General features: G+C 36.8%; 17 protein-coding genes. All 17 read right to left on the reverse strand.

Features of this window, described 5'->3' with window-relative positions:
* Positions 1 to 56: 56 nt before the first annotated feature.
* Positions 57 to 1,169, reverse strand: coding sequence for an efflux RND transporter periplasmic adaptor subunit (locus tag EV197_RS00220; RefSeq protein ID WP_130284724.1), 1,113 nt, complete (start codon positions 1,167 to 1,169; stop codon positions 57 to 59).
* A gap of 27 nt (positions 1,170 to 1,196) precedes the next feature.
* Entirely contained in the window at positions 1,197 to 2,456 is a 1,260-nt protein-coding gene (locus tag EV197_RS00225) for an ABC transporter permease (protein WP_130284725.1), read from the reverse strand.
* A gap of 1 nt (position 2,457) precedes the next feature.
* Positions 2,458 to 3,702 (reverse strand): ABC transporter permease, encoded by a 1,245-nt coding sequence (locus EV197_RS00230; protein ID WP_130284726.1) that lies wholly within the window; start codon positions 3,700 to 3,702, stop codon positions 2,458 to 2,460.
* Positions 3,695 to 4,396, reverse strand: coding sequence for an ABC transporter ATP-binding protein (locus tag EV197_RS00235; RefSeq protein WP_130284727.1), 702 nt, complete (start codon positions 4,394 to 4,396; stop codon positions 3,695 to 3,697). Before EV197_RS00235 ends, EV197_RS00230 begins: the two co-directional genes overlap by 8 nt.
* Positions 4,397 to 4,587: 191 nt before the next feature.
* Positions 4,588 to 4,728 carry a hypothetical protein gene (locus EV197_RS00240; protein WP_341273003.1) on the reverse strand — a complete coding sequence of 47 codons (141 nt, stop codon included), beginning with the start codon at positions 4,726 to 4,728 and terminating at the stop codon, positions 4,588 to 4,590.
* A 64-nt stretch (positions 4,729 to 4,792) separates the two neighbouring features.
* A complete protein-coding gene (locus EV197_RS00245; RefSeq protein ID WP_130284729.1) occupies positions 4,793 to 5,335 on the reverse strand; it encodes a DUF420 domain-containing protein in 543 nt (180 codons plus the stop codon).
* Positions 5,328 to 6,062, reverse strand: a complete 735-nt coding sequence (locus EV197_RS00250; RefSeq protein WP_130284730.1) for an SCO family protein — start codon at positions 6,060 to 6,062, stop codon at positions 5,328 to 5,330. The genes EV197_RS00245 and EV197_RS00250 overlap by 8 nt, the downstream gene beginning before the upstream one ends.
* 6 nt (positions 6,063 to 6,068) lie before the next feature.
* Positions 6,069 to 6,722 (reverse strand): thioredoxin domain-containing protein, encoded by a 654-nt coding sequence (locus EV197_RS00255; protein ID WP_130284731.1) that lies wholly within the window; start codon positions 6,720 to 6,722, stop codon positions 6,069 to 6,071.
* 125 nt (positions 6,723 to 6,847) lie between these two features.
* Positions 6,848 to 7,207: a cytochrome C oxidase subunit IV family protein gene (locus EV197_RS00260; protein WP_130284732.1), complete on the reverse strand. Its 360-nt coding sequence runs from the start codon at positions 7,205 to 7,207 to the stop codon at positions 6,848 to 6,850.
* Positions 7,208 to 7,229: 22 nt separating this feature from the next.
* Positions 7,230 to 8,210: a cytochrome c oxidase subunit 3 gene (locus EV197_RS00265; protein WP_130284733.1), complete on the reverse strand. Its 981-nt coding sequence runs from the start codon at positions 8,208 to 8,210 to the stop codon at positions 7,230 to 7,232.
* A 48-nt stretch (positions 8,211 to 8,258) separates the two neighbouring features.
* Entirely contained in the window at positions 8,259 to 8,840 is a 582-nt protein-coding gene (locus EV197_RS00270; protein WP_130284734.1) for a cytochrome c oxidase subunit 3, read from the reverse strand.
* Complete coding sequence (gene cyoE / locus EV197_RS00275; RefSeq protein ID WP_130284735.1) at positions 8,831 to 9,733, reverse strand: heme o synthase; 903 nt, start codon at positions 9,731 to 9,733, stop codon at positions 8,831 to 8,833. Before cyoE ends, EV197_RS00270 begins: the two co-directional genes overlap by 10 nt.
* Before the next feature lie 171 nt (positions 9,734 to 9,904).
* Positions 9,905 to 10,648, reverse strand: a complete 744-nt coding sequence (locus tag EV197_RS00280; RefSeq protein ID WP_165388966.1) for an energy transducer TonB — start codon at positions 10,646 to 10,648, stop codon at positions 9,905 to 9,907.
* Positions 10,649 to 10,894: 246 nt separating this feature from the next.
* A complete protein-coding gene (locus EV197_RS00285) occupies positions 10,895 to 11,620 on the reverse strand; it encodes an energy transducer TonB (protein ID WP_130284737.1) in 726 nt (241 codons plus the stop codon).
* Between the two features lie 131 nt (positions 11,621 to 11,751).
* Positions 11,752 to 12,171 carry a VanZ family protein gene (locus EV197_RS00290; RefSeq protein ID WP_130284738.1) on the reverse strand — a complete coding sequence of 140 codons (420 nt, stop codon included), beginning with the start codon at positions 12,169 to 12,171 and terminating at the stop codon, positions 11,752 to 11,754.
* The gene (gene gcvH, locus EV197_RS00295) at positions 12,143 to 12,523 is read right to left on the reverse strand and encodes a glycine cleavage system protein GcvH (protein WP_130284739.1); all 381 of its coding nucleotides are present in this window, start codon (positions 12,521 to 12,523) and stop codon (positions 12,143 to 12,145) included. Before gcvH ends, EV197_RS00290 begins: the two co-directional genes overlap by 29 nt.
* 117 nt (positions 12,524 to 12,640) lie before the next feature.
* A complete protein-coding gene (gene sov, locus EV197_RS00300; RefSeq protein ID WP_479722828.1) occupies positions 12,641 to 19,792 on the reverse strand; it encodes a T9SS outer membrane translocon Sov/SprA in 7,152 nt (2,383 codons plus the stop codon).
* Positions 19,793 to 19,797: the final 5 nt, after the last annotated feature.

Consider the following 19,797-nt stretch of genomic DNA (forward strand, 5'->3'; position numbering starts at 1 on the left):
ACTCATTCTTTGACTATATGTATACAATACATATGTGTTGTTACAATTTATTTGAATTAATTTCTAAACTCTGGTTTTTTAATCTGGTTCCAGACCTTTATTTTGTCAGATGCAGAGACCCCTTCTTTTACCTCTACATTAATTCCATCGCTGATACCTAAGACCACATCTTTTCTTTCAAATTGTTGATCTCCTTTCTGGATTTCTACATAAGGTTGTTGTGTTTTGGGATCATATTGTACCAACGCTTCTTTTAGCGCGATGACACTATCTGCCTTAGCCAGTATAATTGAAGCGTTAGCGCTTAAGCCAGCTCTGATGAAGGTTGTATCATTTTTATTCAGCGTACCTTTTATTTCAAATTGTATAGCACCATTTTCTTCAACTCCCTTTGGAGCAATGTAGTCTAATATGGCGTTAAACTTTTTGTTTTCTATAGCACCTACGGTAATTTCAAGAGGAAGGCCTTCTTTAATTTTTCCTACTTCACTCTCGTCTACTTTTCCTTCAAAAATCATATTACCTACATCAGCAACCGTAGCAATTGTAGTACCATCATTAAAGTTATTCGCTTCAATCACCTGATTCCCTGTCTTAACTGGTACTTCCAAGACCATTCCAGACACTGTAGATCTAATATTAGTGTTAGCAGCACTTGCCAAGCCTTTAGCCGTTCCTGTTTTAACAATTTGGTAATTCTGCTGCGCAGATTCATAACTCTGTTTTGCTTGTTGATAAGATACATCGACCTGGTCAAATTCATTAGCCGAGATCACCCCTTTATCAAATAATTCTTTTTGTCGTGTATACACTTTTTGTTGGTTTTCTAACGCTATTTTTGCAGACTCCAATGCGTTTTTGGCGCTTTGCAAAGAAGAAACATTGGGGACTACCCTTATTTTAGCGATTAAATCTCCAGATTTAATTTTTTGACCTGGCTCAATATAAATCTCTTCTATGATACCAGAGATATTTGGTTTGATCAACACTTCCTCTTTGGGAACAATACTCCCCGTGGCCACCGTTTTTTTCACGATATTCTCTGTGGTTGGAGACTCTGTTTGATACACTACCGGGTCTTCTTGATTTTTAGAATACAAATAATACAGCGCTCCTACGAAGAACACTACTATAAAAAGTAAAATGATAATGGTAACAACTTTTTTCACCTTTGATTGCTTTATTTTTGGTTAAATTTATTCTGTTCGTAATGCATCTACGGGTTTTATTCGTATTGCATTTTGTGCAGGCAGTAAGCCTGCTAATAATCCTGATATGATTAAGATAGACAATGCTATCATCACTACCCCCAGATTGATACTGGGATTCGCAAACATATCCACTGGCCCGCTACTATCCAGTATATAATTAATGAGATAGATGAGACCTGAACCCAGTATGATACCTACCATACCAGATATAATGGTTAAAAATACTGACTCTAATAAAATTTGTCCTCTTATAGACCAGGGGGTGGCCCCAATGGCACGTCGAATTCCTATTTCTTTGGTTCGCTCTTTTACAACTATCAGCATGATATTGCTAATACCGATTACTCCGGATATAAGCACTAAAATTCCAATAACATACCCAACAATCCGCAGTGCAGTAAATAAGCGTTCAATTTTTTGATATTGTGCATACAAGTCAAAATTACCAATAGCTCTGTTGTCTTCAGGGTGTATGGTATGTCGCTCTTTAATAATATCAAAAACTTCAGTTTTTAATTCTGTAATGGAATAACCATCCTTAGCTGTGATCGCCATCCAACCCACTTTATCTCCTCTATTAAAAGCTTGGGAAAAAGAAGTGAAAGGAACGTAGATTTCCTTTTGAGCCTCTTCCGCATCACCATTGTTTGATTTTTTCTTGTAAGTACCAATGATCATAAAGTTTACCCCATTGATTTTTATATAATCACCTATAGGGTTTTCATTGATTTCGAACATTTCTCTTTGCACCCCTTCGCCAATTACAGCTACTTTTCGTTTTTCATCAATATCGCCATAATTTACAAAGCGACCCATAGTGATATCCATAGGTTGTTGTTCAATTATTTCAGGATAATCGCCGTATACATTATACGCACCCGTTTTCAAGCCTCGTACTACATTATTAGATCCTCCAAACCCTCCTAATTGATTTCTGGGAGAAACAAATTTCAGCTCTGGAACATTTTGTTTTAAGGCTTCAACATCATTTACTCGATAGTTGAACCTTCTTCCTTTTGGTAAACCCTTATACGGTTTAGAAGCAATCTGAGTCCACATAAACATCGTATTGGTTGCAATGCCATCAAAATCCTTTTTTACACCATTTTCTAAGCCTTTACCAGCAGCCAGTAACACAATAAGGATAAAAATACCCCAAAGTACCCCAAAAGCGGTTAGAATGGTTCTAAACCAATTGCTGGTTAAGGCTTCTATTATTTCACTCCATCGATCTCTGTTAAACATATTATTCGTCTCTTAGTGCTACAATGGGTTTTATCTTTGCCGCTCTTCTTGCCGGAAAAAAACCTGCTAAAGCACCAGCAAAAATGAGTATAAACACTGTAGTCAGCGCTACATTAAAGTTAACCGAAGGATTAACAATATAATCTACTTCAATATTTGGCCCTACGAGTTCTAGCAAGCCCGCTCCAAACAACAAACCCGTAAAACCAGCAATTGCAGTAACGAAAATAGCCTCATGAAGAATCATTGCAATTATCGACCAGGGTTGTGCCCCAATAGCTTTACGAATACCTATTTCGCGGGTTCGTTCCTTTACAATAATCAACATAATATTACTCACACCTACTACTCCTGCTATAATTGTACAAATTCCAACCACCCAAAAGAAGAGCTTTATCATCGTTATCAAATCAAAGAAGCGCTTGACTTCGGTAAGCGTATTAAATACGTTGATTGCACTGGTATCTTGCGGTGCTACGGTATGTCTTTCTTTTAATATCTTTTCAAGTTCTTCGGAAAATACTTTGGACTGAGCAAGGGTTTCTTCAAAGGTGTTTTGTGGCTGCATGGTAAAACCCATATTTCGGATTACATTTGACCCATTGTAAACACGCTGGGATGTGGACAAAGGAATAAAGACTCTATTTTCTTCTCGCTCTCCTCCTGGATCTGTATAGACGCCAACCACTTTAAAGTTAATACCTGATAATTTTACAATCTTGCCTATAGGATTTTCCTTTTTAAAAAGATCTTGCTGGACTCTATAACCGATAACTGCGACTTTTTCGATATTCCTATGATCTTCGATATTCAAAAATCGTCCTGCGGTCATCGATGCATTTTCGATAAACTGATAATCTGGGTAGACGCCTTCAATGCGATAGCTTCCATTTTCTTTTTTATACGATGCTAAACCCGACCAGATCCTGTTCACAGAAGATTTATATTCTAAATCATTTTCAAACTTTGTTTTAATAAAATCAAAATCTTCATTTTTCATCTGGATAAACCTACCCGGATTTAAACCTTTATACTCTACTGAGGTTACGCCGGACCACACTGATACTCTATTTGATGCATCTTGCTCAAACTCTTTGCTAATACCATTCTGCATGCCCTGACCCAGGGCTAATAAAATCACAAGAATAAAAATTCCTGAAGCCACAGAAACTCCTGTAAGAAATGTTCTAAGTTTATTTTTTCTTATCGTATCAAATATCTCTTCCCAACGTTCAATATCAAACATTTGCTGAAGCTTTAACCTGTTCTACCTTAGAGTCGTCGATAATAATACCATCTTTGAGATTCACAATACGTTTGGTCATATTGGCAATATCCCTTTCGTGAGTAACAATTAAAATGGTTTTTCCTTCGTCATTTATCCCTTGTATCAAGTCCATTACTTCGTAAGAAGTTTTAGTATCTAGGGCTCCTGTTGGCTCATCTGCTAATAAAACTTTAGGCTCCGAGGCTAAGGCTCTCGCTATTGCCACCCTTTGTTTCTGCCCTCCTGAAAGTTCGTTTGGTAAATGATCAGACCAGTTGGCAAGACCAACCTTTTCTAGATAGTGCATGGCTTTTTCCGTTCTTTCGGCACGCTTAACTCCTTGATAATATAATGGCATAGCCACATTATCCAAGGCACTTTTATAACCAATAAGATTGAAGGATTGAAATATAAAACCTAGAAATTTGTTGCGATAGCGTGCAGCAATTTTTTCGTTTAAGTTTTTTATCGGAATTCCATCTAGGGTATAACTACCGGCATCAGCTTCATCCAGCATTCCCAGTATATTTAAAAGTGTAGATTTTCCTGAACCCGAAGACCCCATTATTGCAACTAACTCTCCCTCTGCTACATTGAAGTTAATCCCTTTTAACACATGCAATTCATTGCTACCCATTTTATAGGATTTATGCAAGTCCTTTATTTCAATCATCCTTGTTCTCTTTTGTTTCTACCAACAGCCTAACGCAATACCTAAAAGAGCCTTCAGTCTTAAAAATAAAGAAAAAAGCAGATGGTTAGCGCTATCTCTTACTATGTAAGACTACTAACCTAAACTATTGTTACAGTGTGAGCTGTTAGTAAAATGTTAAATAAAAGAGTACGAAGTGATTAGTTTTCGATTTATGATTTTTTTGACTTGAATACAAAATAACCCACCACTGCTACCAAAATATATGGAATTACCATAAGATACATAATTCCATTGTTTACCCCTTCAGCTACTTTTTGATCAGAACCACTTTCTAAGACTGCTCTACACATAGCGCATTGAGCGCTAACTATAGGCGAGGACAAAAGTCCTACTAGTAGTATTATGTATCTTTTATTAACCATAGTATGGTGAAATCATTAGATAGACGATGACTCCTGTAATTGCAACATACAGCCAAATCGGAAAGGTAATTCTTGCTATCTTTTTGTGTTTATCAAATCGCTCCGCCAAAGCTTTTACATAAGTAACCAGCACAAACGGGATCACCACTATTGAAAGGATTATGTGTGTAATTAAAATAAATAAATACACGTATTTTATAACGCCCTCTCCACCAAACTTAGTGGAATCACTGGTCATATGATAAGCAACATACATCACCAAAAACAACACGGAAAATACAATTGCCGTGGTCATTAATTTTTTATGCAATTGGATTTTATTGTTTTTTATTGCCCATAGCGCCGCCAGCAATACAACCGCAGTCAATCCATTTATAGAAGCATAGATTGGAGGTAAAAAGGTTAGCGGTTCAACATCAAAACCAAGCTCTCGCAAATTAACACCGAACAATGCAGCAACCGCTAATGGAATCACCACGGATAGTACAATTATCCACTTGTTATACTTTTTTTCGATATCAGTAGTATTATTCATTTTCTTTCAACAATTTCTTAATGTCTTTTAATAAAATATTGATTTGTTCCTCTTCGCCATTCTCATCCATTTTTTCGTCTACACCAATAGTACCTCGATAATAGATGATTGGATTACCTGATGCATCATATCTGGATCTTATATAGCCATCTTGATCAATTAGGGCAAAGTATCCATTGTGTTCAAAACCTCCGGGTACTTCTGGGTTTTCTGCTGCGTAAATATTGAAACCTGCATTCGCTAAGTCATAAATATCTTCTCTATCGCCAGTAAGCAGGTTCCAGTCGGGATCTGTAATATCGTATCGTTCTTCATACACTTTAAGTCGAGTTGGGGTATCAAATCTTGGATTAATCGTAAATGAAGCAATGCCAAAATCCTCATACTCCTTCAACTCATCTTGAAGGTACACCAAATTATTGGTCATTTTTGGACATATGGTTGGGCAGCTAGTAAAGAAGAAATCTACAACATATACCTTCCCCTTGTAGTCATGATTGGTGATAAGGATACTATCTTGATTCAAAAAAGCAAAATCCGGTACCTTACGCGGCTTACCATTGATTTTAATGTACGCTAACTTTTCATTGGTCACTGGGTTCTCTGCACTCATTCGGTCATTGCTAATCACCGAGGTGTCTTTTATGCGATTTACTATTCTTGGAATAAAGATAATTCCAAAAATTAAAATCACGAATGATATGCCTACATAGGAGTATTTCTTCATTACATCTTAATTTTTACGATCTGCCTTATATTTTTTTAGGGCTAATCGATATTCTGCTAAAATGACCTTAACATCATCTTCCATTACATTTGTAATATCAGCAACCGAGCTTGCATCGTAACCATATATCTTTTTATCGTCGATTGAGCCATCTCTCCCTCTTAAATTGCCATCTTTATCTATGATAAATACGTAATTTGTTGCCATTCGGTTGTCTAAGGTATATGGTGTCTGTAAAGAATTAAAAAAAGATTGAATTTGCTCTGTTGTTCCAAATAAAAACTTCCACTCTGATACATCTGTAATCGCTCCTAATTCCTTCAACAACTCTTTGGCAGCCTCCTCGCTACCGTAGGGCAGCACCATTACGAACTGAAAATCTCTAAATTCATGATTTTTTTTATAAATCTTTTGATTGAGATTAAAAGCATTACCCTGCTTATTGTAAATATCTTCGCCTAGAAAACCTAAAATAGTGATCTTATCTTGTAGTTTTATTTCCTCATCGTTTGATAAACCCGAAAAGCTTTGTACACTTTTTACATTTTGATTTAGAACTGGAAGTTTGGCGAAATTATGCACTCCAGAGGCAAAAAATAAATAAGCCACTAACGGAAGAATAAATAAAATCCCCAACACCAAATATTTCTTTTTTCCCATATACTTCTATTCTCAAAAGATAAGCGCCTAGCGGTTTATCTTTACTATAATTAGGTGCAAAAATAAAAAAGACGGTTCAAAATAACCGTCTTTTTATAATGCTTTAACTTATTTCTAAAAAGTGTTTAGAAGTCCCAGCTTTTATAACCAGACTTAAACACTTCGTATATATAATCTCCCTCTGTTAATAAGATAAAAATCAAATAACATATAAGAAAAATTGCTGTCCAGACCACTGATCTTCGTAATCCTTTAGTTTCTCCTTCCATATGCATGAATGCCCAGGTGATGTAGTAGGCTTTCCAAATCGTAAGGATAATAAAAATCCAGTTTAAAAGTTTCATACTTACTAAGTATGTTTCTACTAAAAAGGCAGGTTTAATAATACCCAATATAACTTCTACAATGGTAATCACAGAAAGTATAATAAATACATTCCAGATTCTCTTATTGTTTGATTCGTGATGCGCTGTATCGTGTGCCATTATTACGTTATGCTTTTATTAATTAAACTAGGTAGAAGAATGTAAATACAAATACCCAAACTAGATCGACAAAGTGCCAGTACAATCCTACTTTCTCCACCATTTCATAATTCTTTCTTCTTTCGTACGTTCCTAGAATTACGTTGATAAAGATGATGATATTAATTATCACACCAGAAAAAACGTGAAAACCGTGAAATCCAGTAATAAAGAAAAAGAAGTTGGCAAAAAGAGGAGTACCGTATTCATTATGAATTAGGTTTGCACCTTCTACTATACCCACTGCGTCAGTATTTAATCTGCGCAACGACTCTTCTCTTGAAAGTACAGTTTTTTCGCCTGTCTCCGTTAACTGTTGCGTTCTTATCAATAAATCTGTGTTTTTAACAAAACCAGCCTTTACTTCATTTACGGTGTAAGTAGGCAATGTATTTTCACTATCGTACCAAATTCCATTCTTATCCTGATGCTGCTCTCTTACATCGGTTATGGGTATAGCAATTTCATCAAGTGCTACACGGTGCCCATCTTTGTCCACAAATTGTAAGATTTGACCCCCTTTGGTTTCTACCGCACCATATTCACCTTTAATAAAGTTTTTCCACTCCCATGCTTGCGATCCTACGAAGATAAGACCTCCTATTATCGTCCAAAACATATAAATGATCACTTTATTCTTTTTCATATGATGCCCTGCATCCACAGCCAATACCATCGTTACCGAAGAAAAAATCAGTATAAATGTCATTAACGCTACGTAATACATCGGAGCATCCACCCCGTGTAGAAAAGGAAAGTGATTAAAAACTTCGTCCGCAATTGGCCAAGAATCTATGAACTTGAATCTTGAAAAGCCATAGGCCGCCAAAAATCCTGAAAATGTCAAGGCATCGGATAAAATAAAAAACCACATCATCATTTTACCATAACTGGCTTTTAGTGGTTGATTACCACCACCCCAGATTTTACCTTCCGTACCTGTCTTAGTAACAGCTGTATCCATAAAAAGAATTTGGTATTGTTAAATTTTCCACAAAAGTAAGCAATTTTCTTATCTAAAGAAATATAAAAATAAAAAGAGATAAACCCACAAAAAGTCTACGAAATGCCAATACATAGCACCTAGTTCTAAACCAAGGGTTTGCCCGGGTTTATATTTTTGTTTAAAATGATTATAAATTACGACAAAAAGAACTATCAGTCCACCTGCAACGTGGGCCATATGGGTTACTACGATAATAAACATAAAGGTAGTAACGATATTAGACGTAGGTCCTGTAAAATAAAAACCTTGCTCCATTAACTCAGAAAATCCCATAAATTGCAAAACTACAAATAGAATTCCCAAAACAAGCGTCAATACTAATAGCGCTGTAGCAAAAGGTCGCTTATCCACATCAATTGCCTTTTTTGCACCATAAAATGTGAAGCTACTTAACAATATTACCGCAAGGCTAATCGTAAATGCATTTGGAAAGTTTAAATCAATCTTCCAATCCTCTCTTCCCTGGCTAACCACCCACGCACTTGTTAATCCCGCAAAAACCATGGTCATACTGATCATAGCAAACCACATCATGGTTTTTTTTGATCTTTTAATTTTTTCTTGTGTAGTTCCCTCTGTTAAATCCATTCTCTTATAAACTTATCCGCTACAAAAATCAACTGCAGCAGTGTTATATATATTACACTAGTTATCATCAATTTTTTGGCACTAATTGCATCTTTTTTTTGATACAATTGAAAGGCAGCACGCAATAGAAATATACCTAATACTAAAACGATTACACCTGCTACTGGGGTCAAATATAACTTACCTGTAAGACCTAGTACTGGCACAAGCGAGGTAATAACTGTCCAAACCGTATACATTATGGTTTGTATTGCGGTACCTGTATTACGCTCCCCTGTAGGCAGCATAAAAAACCCTCCTTTTTTATAATCCTCAAATAAAAACCAACCTATTGCCCAAAAGTGAGGGAATTGCCAGAAGAACTGTATCATAAACAAAGTTCCTGGTTCAATACCGAAATTACCGGTAGCAGCGACCCATCCCAACATAAAAGGAATAGCCCCTGGTATAGCACCTACAAATACAGCTAAAGGTGTTTTAGTTTTTAACGGGGTATATAAACTTACATAGCAAAATATTGAAATCGCCCCAAACATTGCTGTAATAGGATTGATAATATACAACACAATTATCCCTAATAATGTAAAAACTGCTGCAATTATGAAGGCTGTATTCACCGACATTCGACCGGAAGGTATAGGTCGATTCTTAGTTCGGTCCATAAGACTGTCCAAATCACGTTCGATGATTTGATTAAATGCATTAGAGGCACCTACCATAAAGTATCCTCCTATGGCTAATAAACCAAGTGTTGCCCAATTGATCGTATCAACACCCAATAAATAACCGGCTACCGAAGAAAAAACAACACTTAGCGCCAAGCGCATTTTGGTTATTTCCTTAAAATCTTCAAGTACTGAAACTTTAGTAGTATTGATCTGGGTTATGCTCAAATTTTGCACTTTATTCTATTGCTAGTTAAAAAAGTGGTGCAAAGATAAGTCTTAGCCTTGTTTTAGACAACTATTAGAATTTTAATTCCCTTTTTTAACATCATTTCAGAAGATTAGCTATAAATAAAAAAGCTTTCTGCGAACAGAAAGCTTTTAGGTACCACTCTTAGCTTATTGAATTTGAAAAATAATCGGTAATTGATATTTGACGGTTACGTTTCTGTCACGCTGTTTACCTGGTGTCATTGCGGGAAACTTTTGGACCACACGAATGGCTTCTTTCTCTAGCAAAGGATGCGTAGACCTGGCTTTGATGTTTCGAATTGTTCCATCCTTATAAACTTCGAACTGTACGTAGATTCGTTGTAATCCTGATAATCCAAGATCACCCGCTAATGAGGTGTCAAATTTCTTAGAAACTAATCTTTTAATTTTTTGAGAAAAACAAGATGCTTTTTCTTCATTCGTTGACAACCCTTCGCATCCTGGAAAAATTGGCACTGACTCCACTCCTATAAAAGGTATTGGACCTATTTCCTCCTCTTCTTTAAGATCCTCAATATCCGAAGTCTTAACACCAGAATTAGCAGGAGCTTTAGTAGTTTTATTTTCGAATTCTTTTTCGAAGCTAGCGATTTCTTTATCGTCATCTATTTGTTTAAACTCCTGTGGTTGCTCTTTAGGCCTTTTAGGTTTTTCTACAACGGCTTGTTTTTTTGGTTCTTTTTCAACCATAAAAACTTCATTCCAACTGTATTCCTCTTCAACAGGTTCAGGTTCTGGAGGGCTAACCGTTACCGGAGCAGAAGTATACACCTCAAACATTACATAGGTAAATAAAAGACTTGCGATAAGTCCGATCTGAAAGTTGACAACTGTACTTTTTCGTACATTTGCATCATGCTTGTTACTCATACTATTTAGTTTTAACGTTACAATTAAAATCGAATCAACAAGCATACCAAAAAAAGAATCCCGTTAACAAAACTGTTACGGGATTCTGAGGTTATTTCCATATTTGATGTAACCAATCACATAAGACTTCACTATATGTTAGCCAATGAAATTTATACTAAAAGTCATTAAAATAGGTTTGTAATTCAATAAAAAAAGCCCCTATAAATATAGGAGCTTTATATATCAAGTATATTATTACTCTATTTATTCTTGAACCTGGAATACTATAGGTAGTGAGTATAATACCCCTACAGACTTACCACGTTGTTTACCCGGTGTCATTTTAGGCAACATCCCGATAACTCGCTGTGATTCTTTAGCTAATCTAGGGTGTGGCGCTCTTGCCTGTACCCCTGTTACGTTACCATTACGATCGATTTTAAATCGAACATAAATTCTTTGAATTCCTGATAAACCTAACTCTGAAGCAAGATCTGTATTAAATTTACGAGTCACAAATTTTTTCACTTTATCACTCATACACGCTTTTTTAGCAGCGTTACCAGCCTCATTTTCACATCCTGGAAAGATTGGCACATTTTCAATTACAGCAAATGGTACATCAGCTATTTCTTCTTCCACTTCAACATCCTCAACTTCTTCGATCTCTACGATCTCTTCTTCTTGATTGGTTTCTGTAGACTCGATAATTGTTTCTTCTACTTCTTCTTCATCCTCTACCACATCAATAATCTCCGGCGCCGGTGGTGGCGGTGGTGGCGGTGGTGGCGTATTAAAATCCTGTGTAATTGGAACATCTTCTTCTTCCAATTCATCTAAGTTTAACTGACCAATATCGGTATTGGTACGGTCATAGGTTTTCCATTCTATTGCCTGCCAGGTAATAAACAGAACCAGAATAAGACCCGCTTGTAAAAAGTAAACGCTCCATCTGGATAAATCTGCTTTAGGATTTTTCTTGGGTTCCATATTACGTATTTATTATAGGTTTGCTAAAATAGCCATTTTCTTTAAAAATTTCCAAATATTAAACAGAATGTAAGATAAAAACTTAAAATTTAACGTATCCACCTCATATTCCTCAGCAGCATTAACCACATCTATCGTTTACTATTTTTCCATTTAAGAACTGACTGTTTACTGATAATCAAAATAATAACAACAAAAACAATGCCACTTGTATTAGCTAAGGCATCTTTATAGTCCATTGTTCTATAGGTGGTTAAAAAACCTTGTGCTACTTCCATAAGAACACCATAAAAAGCACAAAATATTGCTACTAAGGCTAAAATTTTAGTGTAAGTATACTTTATTTTAGTAGAAAAGAATGCACAAAAAAACCACACCAAAGCTAAAATCGCATAAGCTACAAAGTGCAAAACTTTATCGCCGTTATCCAGATCAACATCAAAAGGTGAAAGTATAAACTTATAGAGTGAAGCTGCTGTCAGTAGTATCGTAAAACTACTTGCAACCGCTAACCAAATAATGCTATGCCCCAATAAGCTCTTTATACGCATCTGCACTTAAAAGATCATCTATCTGACTGCTATCAGCAATTTTTACCTTTATCATCCACCCATCTCCATAAGGATCCGAGTTCACTGCTTCGGGTTCATTTTCTAACTCTTCATTAAACTCTAAGATTTCTCCACTTAGGGGTAAGTATAAATCAGAAACGGTTTTTACTGCTTCTACGGTACCAAAAACTTCTTCCTGGTCCATTTCCTCTCCGACTGTTTCCACCTCTACATAAACGATATCTCCTAGCTCACCCTGAGCAAAATCGGTGATACCCACGGTAGCTACATCGCCATCGATCTTGATCCATTCGTGATCTTTGGTGTATTTTAAATCTGAAGGAATATTCATTCGAAACTATTTTTAAGATTAGTATTATTTGGACACGAAAATAATCCTTATTTGGTTTTTTTCATTACAAACCAGCCAAAAATTATTAAAAGTAAGTTATTTACTAGTTTAGGGTTACTAATTCCCGAAATTATAGCGCAGTGTAAACCCACCTCTTATCGTAGTTTGAGGAAACGCCGTTGAAATCGAATACTCTGAAAAGGTATGATCATAGAAAAACAAGGCGGTTAAATTTTTACTTAATGCATAATCCGCGGTAAACTTAATACCGTATATATCCTGACCAGCAGTTACCTGTGTATTATCGACATCTAAATATCTAATTATCGTTTCGTTTTGCCTTAAAGATAAATCTGCTCTTAGATTAAGGTCACTTTTAATGACTTGCTTTCTTCCTGAAATCTTTGTTGAAAAACTTAAATCGCTTAATCTGTACCCTAATCCAATTATATACTCATTTCCTTGTATCTCCGTCAACAAATTATTTGCAAAACTCAAGGATAGCGCTCTGTCCTTTTTCCATTCTGCCAACACCTTTACGGAGTTTTTCATTTCCATATCCAAACGTATTAACGGACTAAATTGTTCCGTTAAATTTACATTCGAATACAGAATCGGGTTTTTAAAATTACCAGATTGATCTACCGCTTCAGGGTTTGATCGATCATAATCCAAATTGGTCTGAAATTGATTTATACTATAATTTGCACGATAGCCATGAGTCATAGAAAAACGCTTGAATCTATTCCTAAACCATTTTAGGTTCATTAACCCAGTATACTTAATATCCCAGTTTGGTAGCGGTATATCGCGCAAAGCTCCTTTTTGTATATTGGATGCATCACGCCCTGAGTACGCCGCCAAGAATGAAGGCAATAATACTGCCTGATTGGTTTTATTGAAGCCTACAGGATAGCGATACCCATTAGGTTCTACTTCATCACTACGCGGAAAAGAACTGGTTCCATAAAAATCTGTAGCCAAACGGTCGGCAACGATCTGCCTATTTTGTCTAAATTCATCAAAGGCTTGCGAATCAAATTCATCGCTTTTCGCAAAAGCGGTTTTAATTAATAAGGTAGAAATCGTAAAGTTACCAAAGGTGTTTGGTGCCAGAGATTGGTATTCCAAATTATTATCAATCTCTAGAATTCTGTAATTTTCTGAATACGTTTCAGCATAATTTCTATTGGCGCTGATATCAATCGTTAAATCTTTAATAAGACCCAATGAAGCCTGTACATTAAATTTACGCCCTTCTACCTCACTGTACTGTTGGTTAAAGTCCTGATATAAGGTCAACCAACCGTTTCTGGCCGCGATGTCTCTAACCTCAGCTTGACTACCAAAGGTAAATCCTGCAGTGGGTTTTAGGGTACCTATAAAACCTGGTTCCCGGATATAACCTGGTAGATAAATACCGTTATCTTGCTGATAATTAATATTTACCTTTTTTACTGCAGTAACTACATCTATTACTGTATTCAGTGCTTTATCTAAAGTAGTTAATTTATTAGACTTTGGTTTTTTCTTTTTGTTTTTAGACTTATCATCAGTGGTCTTTACCACCGCTCTTGTTTTTGGTTTTGATCTCCCTGGTCGTTTTTTTCTTAAACCAATATATCGGTAAAAGGTATTCATATCCAGGGAACCATTTAGCGTATGCACATTGGCATTTTGTATGGTATTACCCTGATCAGGAATATCTTCTAAAGTTCGTAAGGCTTCACTGGCTTTTGTCCACTGAAAATCTCCTGTATAGGAATAGGTAGCTCGTATAAATTTAAATAGTGGAATTTTATTAATCGGCAACTCATAATTAACCTGTAACTGCTGGCTATGGAAGTTAGGGTCACCTACATCAAAGAAGCCACTCCATAAATCTATAGAGTTGATCACTTGCCCCTGGTCGTCTATAAAGTTTTTTACAATCCTATTGTTTGCTGATGTAAAACTAAAGTTTAGGGATTTTGTTAGATTGTGATTGATTCCATATTGCCAGTCGAATAAAAAATTACGCTGAATTAGGGCGGGTGTACCAATATCATCTGGCCCTAGCGTAATATCTCTAAAAACCTGTTCGTTGTATTGTCTATTAATATTAGAGCTAACGGTTATACTCGTTGGTAGAATATTAAAATTGAAGTCTCTTAATAGATCAAAATATTTACTCTTCCCTAAAAGCTTCACGTTTTTTAACGGTTTTATTTCTTTGGGCTGAAAGCTAAAATCATAGGTACCCCCTAGACGCACACTTTGATCCAAGGAGTTTTTAATTTCAAAATCTCGATGATCTGTTTGGTTGTAGGTACCAGAAAAAGAAAAGTTTTCTACATCATATGGCATTGGCTTTGATTCTCCTACCCGTTCCTTACGTAACCCAATGACGTTAAAACTTTGTCTTTTAGTATATGAGGTGTTTACATTAAGGATAGAATCCTTTGCGCGTTCTGTAGTGGCATTATTCAATTGATCTTCGAGCTCCAAATCCTCGTAAAATTGATCAAACTGCGGTGTAATTAATTCTTCACCACGACTGTAATTAAATGGCACTTTGATCCCCCATTTCTTAGGCAGTAACTGTCCAAGGTTAACGTTGGTGGTTACATTATACTGTTTGGTATCTTCTCTACTACGCTCATTAGGTCCTTGCTCCAAACCTCCGAAACCTATGGTAGAAACTCTACCGGCTGCATTAACATTAGCAAAATCTGCTATATTTCCATCAAAACTACCTACAGCAGCCCAACCTCCTTGATTTTTAAGGTCGCTTAGTCGCATTTCATTGAACCAAACCGAACCAGACTGTGTAGCTCCACTTTGGTTTTTGATCCCGACCATCATTACCCTAACATCCCCAAAACTCGGATTACCTTTGATCCCAACATTGAGATTATTTGGACCTGGAAAAATATTGAGTTCTAAGGGATTTAAGGCTTGATCGTTCAACACTCTAGCTTTAACATCCCTCAAAAATTCTAAGGGGAGATTTAATCGGTTGGCTACTGGCCAAACATCATTTGCATTTCTATCACTAAGGGCTGAAACCTCTAAAGGCAATTCAATTTCATAAAAGTTATTAGTGAAATCATTACCCATTCGAACAAAAGCTGTGAGTTGCCCATCACTAAGTGTACCTCCCGGAACGGGTTCTGCGTGTAAAAACATTTCTAAGTTTTCATACTGACGCATATCCACATTAAAGTTCTTATACACTCCTCTTGCATCTCCATTTCGTAATTCATTCACCGTAAGCGCTAACGAACGCTCATCCTCTCTGATAGTCGTATTATTATTCACCAACTCTTCTCTACGAACTCCAGGCGGAGTTACATAGTTCGGTGTTTCTTCTTCACTTACGGAAGTTACAATGACCTCAGAGTCGCCAAATATATTTAAACCATTGGTAGGGTTTGTAGTGGTATTACCCGCCTGTACATATCTTCGATAATCACCTCTTACCAGATCCAAGGTACCAAAACGCAACACTACAGGAGAGTCAAACTCAGTCACAAACATCCGCATAAAACGAATGGATCTAAAATCATTTATATTTCTAGCGGTGGTGGGTTCGTAGATTGGTATTTTAAAACGCACCCAACGTGTTTCTAATGTGGTTCCATTGGCTGCTCGTATATTATTTAATACTCGAATATCTGTTATGTATCCCGTGTTGTTATCATTACCAATGTCCATCCCCTGAAAAAGTGGCACTTCGTACTCATAATAACTATCGATGGTATTCATGGTATTATCGCGGTTCACATCTTCTACCGTGGGTAGCGTAGTATTCCCTCGATCATCATTAGTTACGGTAACGGGCGAATTTCCCTGTACGTTGTTATAATTTAAATACCGTTCTAATATGCCTCCTTCAGCCTGCAAATAATATTGATAATTATCCGCGGCAGGGTCGTTTTCTGGGGTTGAATAATTGAAAAAAGCTGCTTCGTCTGCATCATCTAAACCATCATACCCTACATCTTGGTTTGTTCTCGCAGGTCCTTCCGTATCAAACGCATAAATCAGCGATTGATTACGAGGCACTCTTCCATAAAAATTGTTTGGATTGGATATCGTACCGGTGTCAGAACCATCATCAGGCAAACCATTTTCATATTGCTTTCTTCCGTCTTTTAAAACGTCTTCACTTACATTACCTAAATTAAAGACAACCTTACCACTAGTAGATTGGGTTAAAGGCGGAATGGTTCCACTGGAACCCGAATAAAATGGATCCAACAACCAAAACTCAATAAACTCCACATTAGCTTGCTCAAAATTGGTAGAAGTCAATTGGCGCATGATACCACCGAAATTAGTTTCAGGTTGGTCCAAAGTATTATCTGCCTCAGCTATTGGGTCAAAATTATAGGGTCCTCTTTGTAGCGGATTATAATTTAAATCTAGTGGAAACAATGCTAGGGTTTGACCCTGTACAATATCGGTATCCGGAAAAATTTCGGAATTAAATACTCGACGCGTAGCATTACTGGATAAGTCTGTATCAGAAATACCGCTGGGGCGACCATTACTGTAAAAAATAGGGTCGATCGAATACCAGGCTAATTTTGCTCTATTAAAACCTGACTCTACACCTGCCTGTACATCAGTTGTACTTCTTGGATCAAAACCAATAGGGACACTCGATAACTCCCAGGACAATGGAGCACTGACATCTATGCGGGTTTGAGCACCTTCAAAGTCATCGATATACGTCGTTACCTTTCCATCAAAATCTGCACCACGTGGAGCACCCGCAATTAGATAAGCGGCTTCAGCTCGTACTGAAATATTAGAGGGTACGTCTGTATCAATATTTGGTAAATGATTTACCATTCTAGTCAAAAAAGGCACCTCTGTAGCATAGCTTAGGTTGAAGCCAAGCATGGTATTATTAATAGGCTCGTAATTATAACTTGACTTTTGGGTGATCGGTCGTTCATTTAGATTTAAAAATGTTCCCCCAATCAATAAATCGTCACTAAAACGATGCTCAATATTGATCCCAGAGAATCGCTTGGTTTGTTGCCCAAACACTGCATTATTTTCCGTAGAAACATTAATAGGTGTATTAGATGCTAATAAAGCTTCATCCAGGATTGTAACTCTACCCAACTGATAGTTCACGGTATAGTCTACTCCTTCTTGAAGCACCCTACCACCAGCGGTAACGGTAACCGACCCTTGAGGCACATTAAAAGCACCTAATGGAATACCGTCTTGACCAGAAGATTTATAGGTTCCTTTTAACTGAAAATAGTTTTTATCTGCCCCTTGCTGCTCGGCGATGATCTTGGTTTCTGTATATAACTCTCTAAAGACATATTGCGCCTGATTACCATTATAGGTGTTAGGGTCATTATAATTGGTGCCTGGTGAACCGTCGTCTAATTTTTCAAACAGATGTTCTCCAAAGGGTTCGACAGTAGTAAAAATAATGCGCCCGTTCTCGGTATCAATAGTCAGGCCCGGGACATAATCGAAGAATCCATCCCCTCCAATCACCGGGTCATTATTTGGGTTTAATCGGTCTAAGTTAAACACACGTAGTAAGGTGGTTTCTGCCACACCTTCTGGTAATGGCCCAGCACCCTCTGCAGCGGTAATATAATTAAGAGGAGAAGGGTTGGTATATAAGATATTCATCCTAAAGTCCTCTCGCTCTAATCGAAACGCGCCCGTATTATAGATGTTTTTCATCATTAAATCCCATATCGGCAAATCGACATTGGTAATAGGACTTTTCAACATTTTTACTACTAAATTCTGGCCTGAACCTACATTGTCCGGGTTACCTGAATTTTCACCTACCGTTGCATCAACACCGTCTTGCGAAAATTCACCGACCTGGTATACGCGTCCTCCCACGGTATATTGAAAGGCAACCCCCAGAACTTCATCATTATTCAATTTTTGATTCAATGAGATATATCCAAGCTGTGCGTTTAATGAATATTCGTTAGGGCTTAATCTTCTGGCACCTTCCAGAATCGCATAATCTCTACCTTCTTGGGCAGATATGGTTCTAAATCCTTGTTGTACCGTGGCTATATTTCGTATACTTGGTGTTAATTCTCCACTAGAGTTAGCAATCAAAAACGGATCTAAATCATTATTACTATTATCAGCGAAGGATCCTGCCGGTCTATTAAACAAACCTGGTGGAATCGTGTAATTACCATCAACCGGTGACTCCCCTAAATCTTGTAAGGCAACAATATTCCTGGCATCGGCTAAATTTTGAGCACTTGTAGCTCTATTGGTTACCCAAACTTCAATTCTGGTAATTTTTATATTATTATTAATAAATGGATAGCTTTGCAAGGCTTGATCGTAATTATCCCTAAAATAATGCGCTAAGAAATAGTGACGGTTGTCATCATAATCCAGTGCAAATACTTCAAAATCCTGTACTGTCCCACCTCCCTGTACACTAACGGATCGTGTTTCGGAACGTTGCTCAGAGAACACCCCGGTCACCAAGGTGTTACCAAACTGCATACCTAGTTTTACTCCAAAAAGGCTTTGCGCTCCCTGAATCAAAGAACTGTTCAAAGGCATATTGACATTACCGACCTCTATACTACGAATAATATCATCCTCTGTAGGTGTATATTCTAACTTAATTTGATTTTGAAAATCGAATGTAGATTCGGTATCATAATTGGCATTTATCTGCAAACGCTTACCAATTTTACCCAACAAACTTAAACTTATCCGCTGGTCAAAATCAAAGGTGAAGTTACTTCGGTTTCTGGGTGAAAATGCAGGGTTGTCTTGTTTGGTATATAACATTCCTAGATCCATCTCTACCGAACCTTGTGGAATTATTTCTATCTCATTACCTCCGAAAATAGATTCAAAGAAATTGGAATTGACATAAAAGATCGGCAATAAATTCTTTCGTTTTTCTTCACTACCCTCCGTCTTACCACTAAACGCATCTATCTTTTCTTTAAAGTAATTTCTTCGTTCTTCTTCTTCAACTAAGGCTTCATATTCTTTTCGCGTTAAAAACAAGGGGTATTTTACATTAAAATCACCCAACATTTCTTTATAAATATACCTATTGGTGATAGGATCATATTCGTACTTGGTAATGATACTCGTAGGATCAGGTAGAGTAATCCTTCCCAAAGAATGCGTAGTGCTCGTAGAATCCCTAACGGTTTCAGTGTCCTGAGCATGCAGTACAGTGAAGTTAAGTGTAATCAAACAAACCAGTACTTTACAAAAAGTATTTTGTAGATGCTGTGAAGAATTCAAGGTAA

The organism is Aquimarina brevivitae (assembly GCF_004216895.1).
GTDB classification, from domain to species: Bacteria; Bacteroidota; Bacteroidia; order Flavobacteriales; family Flavobacteriaceae; genus Aquimarina; species Aquimarina brevivitae.

Bases quoted from the DNA above. Each gene is read 5' to 3' on its own strand.
- gcvH (WP_130284739.1), bottom strand. From the start codon at position 12,523: ATGAATATTCCTTCAGATTTAAAATACACCAAAGATCACGAATGGATC.
- EV197_RS00280 (WP_165388966.1), bottom strand. From the start codon at position 10,648: ATGAGTAACAAGCATGATGCAAATGTACGAAAAAGTACAGTTGTCAAC.
- EV197_RS00225 (WP_130284725.1), bottom strand. From the start codon at position 2,456: ATGTTTAACAGAGATCGATGGAGTGAAATAATAGAAGCCTTAACCAGC.
- EV197_RS00255 (WP_130284731.1), bottom strand. From the start codon at position 6,722: ATGGGAAAAAAGAAATATTTGGTGTTGGGGATTTTATTTATTCTTCCG.
- EV197_RS00240 (WP_341273003.1), bottom strand. From the start codon at position 4,728: ATGTGTAGAGCAGTCTTAGAAAGTGGTTCTGATCAAAAAGTAGCTGAA.
- EV197_RS00245 (WP_130284729.1), bottom strand. From the start codon at position 5,335: ATGAATAATACTACTGATATCGAAAAAAAGTATAACAAGTGGATAATT.
- EV197_RS00290 (WP_130284738.1), bottom strand. From the start codon at position 12,171: ATGCGTATAAAGAGCTTATTGGGGCATAGCATTATTTGGTTAGCGGTT.
- EV197_RS00270 (WP_130284734.1), bottom strand. From the start codon at position 8,840: ATGGATTTAACAGAGGGAACTACACAAGAAAAAATTAAAAGATCAAAA.
- EV197_RS00285 (WP_130284737.1), bottom strand. From the start codon at position 11,620: ATGGAACCCAAGAAAAATCCTAAAGCAGATTTATCCAGATGGAGCGTT.
- EV197_RS00230 (WP_130284726.1), bottom strand. From the start codon at position 3,702: ATGTTTGATATTGAACGTTGGGAAGAGATATTTGATACGATAAGAAAA.
- EV197_RS00265 (WP_130284733.1), bottom strand. From the start codon at position 8,210: ATGGATACAGCTGTTACTAAGACAGGTACGGAAGGTAAAATCTGGGGT.
- EV197_RS00250 (WP_130284730.1), bottom strand. From the start codon at position 6,062: ATGAAGAAATACTCCTATGTAGGCATATCATTCGTGATTTTAATTTTT.
- EV197_RS00235 (WP_130284727.1), bottom strand. From the start codon at position 4,396: ATGATTGAAATAAAGGACTTGCATAAATCCTATAAAATGGGTAGCAAT.
- EV197_RS00260 (WP_130284732.1), bottom strand. From the start codon at position 7,207: ATGGCACACGATACAGCGCATCACGAATCAAACAATAAGAGAATCTGG.